The following is a 3,922-nucleotide window of genomic DNA, read 5'->3' on the forward strand; positions in this document are numbered from 1 at the left end:
CCGCCGCGGCCGCGCGCGCGATGCCCGACCACCGCGAGTATATCGCGACGATCGGCGCCGCGGCATGAACGCGCCGATCCGCACCATCGCGGTCGTCGGTGACGGGATCGGCGCCTGGACCGCCGCCGCCGCACTGGCGGTGCGGCTGCCCGGTGTGCGCGTCGCGCTGGTCCCGCACACCGCCCGCCACCGCGCGATGGTCGACACGGTCGGCGCCACCACCCCGGCCGCGCTGCCGTTCCATGCCGATATCGGCTGGGACTGGCGCGACGCGCTGGCGCGCACGGGCGGGGCGATCCGGCTGGGGACGCAGGTGACGGGGCGTGACGATTACGTCCATGCCTATGGCGCGGTGGGTCAGGCCGCGGGCGCCCGCCCCTTCCCCGCCGTATGGGCGGCGCACGGCATCCGGCCGTTCCACCATTATGCGGCGGGTGCGCGGCTGGGGCTAGCGGCCAAGGCGCCCTCACGCGACCCGGCGCTGGCCGACGCGATCTTCGGGCTGGTGCTCGATCCGGACCGGTACGCGCGCGCGGTGGAGGGCTATGCCCAACATCGCGGCGTGATGGTGCCCGCCGCCCCGCTGGCGGAGGTGGCGCGCGGCGATGCGGGCGTGGCGGCGCTGCATCTGGCGGACGGTACGCATCTGATCGCGGACCTGTATGTCGATGCGACCGGGCGCGAACGGCGGCTCGCCACGCCGGACGATGCGGCGGCGTGGGAGGACTGGAGCCGCTGGTTCCCGTACACCGCGCTGACCACCGCCACGGCACCGGCGGGAATGCTGCTCCCCTCGCTCGACCGCATGACGATCGCGGACGGGGCGATCACGGTCGCCAGCCATCTGCCCGACCGCACGATCCACCTGCGCCTCGCCCGCGCGGGGGCGACGGATGCGGAGACGCTCGCCCCCGGTCGTCGGCAGTGCGGCTGGAGCGGCAATGTCGTCGCCGTCGGAGAGGCGCATGTCGTCCTGCCGCCGATGCAGGGACTGCCGTTCCACTGGCTTCACACCGGGATCGACCGGATCGTCGCGCTGCTGCCGGGGCGGGACTGCGCCGCGGTGGAGGTCGATCACTACAACCGCACCGCCAATGACGAGGCGGACCGGCTGCGCGACCTGTTGCTGGCGCATCTGCCGCTGGCGGACGACGCGCCCGAGACGCTGCGCGATACCGTCGTCGAATTCGCGCGCCGGCTGCGCTGGCGCCAGCGCGATGGCGAGGGCTTTGCGCGCGACGACTGGGCGCAGATCCTGTTCGGGCGCGGCATCCGCCCCGCGCACCTGCCCGACGGCGGCGACGCCGAACAGGGGCGGCGCCTGCTGGACGATATCGACCACCGCCTGGCCGCCGCGGTTGCCGCCGCGCCCGATCATCGCACCTTTCTGGAAGGACTGACCCGATGACCGCGCTTCCCGTTCGCGAGGTGGTGATCGTCGGCGGGGGCACTGCCGGCTGGATGGCCGCCGCCGCGCTGTCGCGTTTCCTGCCGCGCACGCGCACGCGCATCCGCCTGGTCGAAAGCGAGGAGATCGGCACGGTCGGCGTCGGCGAGGCGACGATCCCCACGATCCAGACGTTCAACCGGATGCTGGGCATCGACGAGGATGCGTTCGTCGCCGCGACCGGCGGGACGTTCAAGCTGGGCATCCAGTTCGAAAACTGGCGCGCGATCGGCGACCGCTATTTCCACCCGTTCGGGCAGTTCGGCCACGATATCGACGGGCTGGCCTTCCACCAATTGTTCCTGAAGCTGGCCGGGCAGCGGCGCTGCGCCGACCTATGGCATTACGCCCCATGCGCGGTGGCCGCCGCGGCGGGGCGGTTCGCGCGCATCGCGGAGGGGGAAGCCCCCTTCCCGCTCCCCTATGCCTTCCACTTCGACGCCGGGCGCTATGCCCGGTTCCTGCGCGACTATGCCGAGGCGCGCGGTGTGGAGCGGATCGAGGGGCGGATCGCCGACGTGGCGCAGCATGCCGACACCGGCTTCGTGCAGGCGGTTCGGCTGGCGGATGGGCGGCACGTCGACGGCGAGCTGTTCGTCGACTGCTCCGGCTTTCGCGGGCTGTTGATCGAAGGCGCGCTCGCCAGCGGCTATGACGACTGGTCGCACTGGCTGCCATGCGACCGCGCGGTCGCCGTCCCCACCGCGCGCGATGGCGCGCCGGTCCCCTATACCCGCGCGATCGCGCAGGGCGCCGGCTGGCAATGGCGCATCCCGCTGCAACACCGCACCGGCAACGGCTACGTCTATTCCAGCGCGCATGTCGACGGTGATGCCGCGCAGGCCGCGCTGATGGGCGCGGTGGAGGGCGAGGTGCTGGCCGATCCGCGCCGGCTGTCGTTCGTCACCGGGCGGCGGCGGCGGTTCTGGAACCGCAACGTCGTCGCGCTGGGGCTGGCGGGCGGGTTCCTGGAGCCGCTGGAATCGACGTCGATCCACCTCATCCAGACCGGCATCGCCAAGTTGCTGGCGCTGTTCCCCGATGCCGGTTTCTCAACCGTGGAAGCGGAGGAATATGACCGGCTGATGCGCAGTGCCTATGATGGCGTGCGCGACTTCATCATCCTCCACTATCACGCGACGCAGCGCGACGACACGCCGTTCTGGCGCCACGTGCGCACGATGGAGGTGCCCGACACGCTGCGCCGCAAGATCGAGCTGTTCCGCGTCCATGGCCGCTTCTTCCGCTACGACGACGAACTGTTCTCGCTCGCCAGCTGGACCGCGGTACTGCTGGGACAGGGGATCGTGCCCGCCGCCTATGATCCGGTGGCGGACGTGCTGGACGAAGATCGGCTGGCCGAGACGCTGGAGCGGATGCGCCATGCGATCCTGGCGCAGACGCGCGCAATGCCGTCCCATGCGGACTTCATCGCGCGCCACTGCGCGGCAGGATAGCGGCGCGATTACTTCGCCGCCGGCGCGCCCCAGAAGCGGACATGCTCGACGGTCATCCGCTGCAGGAAGGCCGTGTCGTCGATCCCCTTCGCCCCGGCCCAGTCGCCGCCGACCGCGACGTTCAGGATCAGGTTGTATGCGCGCGTGAACGGCCATTCGCGCATCCCGTCGCCGGGCTTGCGCTCCACGCGCATGTACGATCTGCCATCGACGCCGATGGTGATCGCATCGGGTTGCCAGTCGAGCTGATAGTCATGCGCCGCGGTGCAGGCGCCCGTCACGCGCGTCTGCGCGCCGCGCTGGCTGTTGCTGGCGTGATTGTAGGCGGCGCTGTGTACGGTCGCATGCGACATTTCCGGCTCGGACCCGACCATCTCCATGATGTCGATCTCGCCCGCGTCGGGCCAGGCGCCATCGGGGGGCAGCAACCAGATCGCCGGCCAGATCCCGCGCCCGCACGGCAGGGTCGCGCGCACCTCGTAGAAACCGTAGCCCAGCGTCCGGCGCGTCACCATCCGCGCGGAGGTGTAATCCTGCCCGCCCCAGTCGGCGAAGCGCGCCTTGGGCAGCGTCTCGCGGCGCGCCTCGATCACCAGCGCGCCCTTTTCGATCCGCGCGTTCTCCGGGCGGCCGTCGGCATAATATTGGCGCTCGTTATTGTACCAGCCGGCGGCGTTGCGCGCCGTGTCGAAACGCCAGTTGGCGGCGTCGATCGCGGCGCCGTCGAATTCGTCGGCCCAGGTCGGGCGACCGGCGGGCACCGCCATCGGGCGATGCGCCTCCTGGTTGGTCGCGCCCATCGCGTGCGCGGTCGATGCCGGCGGTGCGGCGCTGGCGGCGGCAGCGGTGGCGGCGCCCGCCTTGCGCTTCAGATCCAGCACGAATGCCGGCCCCAGATCGACCGTCAGGTTCGCGACCGACAATTGCAGCGACGCCTGCAATTCCCCCGCCGGGTAATCGCGATCGGCGACACCGCGCAGCTCTACCATCGCCCAGTCGCGCCCGATCGTCGGCGCGC

The 3,922-nt window shown here is 71.4% G+C and carries 3 protein-coding genes; 2 read left to right on the forward strand and 1 reads right to left on the reverse strand.

Going from position 1 to position 3,922, the window contains the following annotated elements:
* Positions 1 to 64: 64 nt before the first annotated feature.
* Both AX685_RS08650 and AX685_RS08655 read left to right on the forward strand, forming a co-directional pair.
* Positions 65 to 1,408 carry a tryptophan 7-halogenase gene (locus AX685_RS08650; protein WP_066487599.1) on the forward strand — a complete coding sequence of 448 codons (1,344 nt, stop codon included), beginning with the start codon at positions 65 to 67 and terminating at the stop codon, positions 1,406 to 1,408.
* Positions 1,405 to 2,904 (forward strand): tryptophan halogenase family protein, encoded by a 1,500-nt coding sequence (locus AX685_RS08655; protein ID WP_066487601.1) that lies wholly within the window; start codon positions 1,405 to 1,407, stop codon positions 2,902 to 2,904. Before AX685_RS08650 ends, AX685_RS08655 begins: the two co-directional genes overlap by 4 nt.
* An 8-nt stretch (positions 2,905 to 2,912) precedes the next feature.
* Here the strand turns inward: AX685_RS08655 and AX685_RS08660 are convergent.
* Positions 2,913 to 3,922, reverse strand: a 1,010-nt coding sequence (locus AX685_RS08660) for a glycoside hydrolase family 16 protein (protein WP_331710161.1), incomplete at its 5' end; no start/stop codon positions are given.

The sequence above is a fragment of the Sphingomonas sp. CCH9-F2 genome (genome assembly GCF_001556735.1).
Taxonomy (GTDB): domain Bacteria; phylum Pseudomonadota; class Alphaproteobacteria; order Sphingomonadales; family Sphingomonadaceae; genus Sphingomonas; species Sphingomonas ginsenosidimutans.

Bases quoted from the DNA above. Each gene is read 5' to 3' on its own strand.
- AX685_RS08650 (WP_066487599.1), top strand. From the start codon at position 65: ATGAACGCGCCGATCCGCACCATCGCGGTCGTCGGTGACGGGATCGGC.
- AX685_RS08655 (WP_066487601.1), top strand. From the start codon at position 1,405: ATGACCGCGCTTCCCGTTCGCGAGGTGGTGATCGTCGGCGGGGGCACT.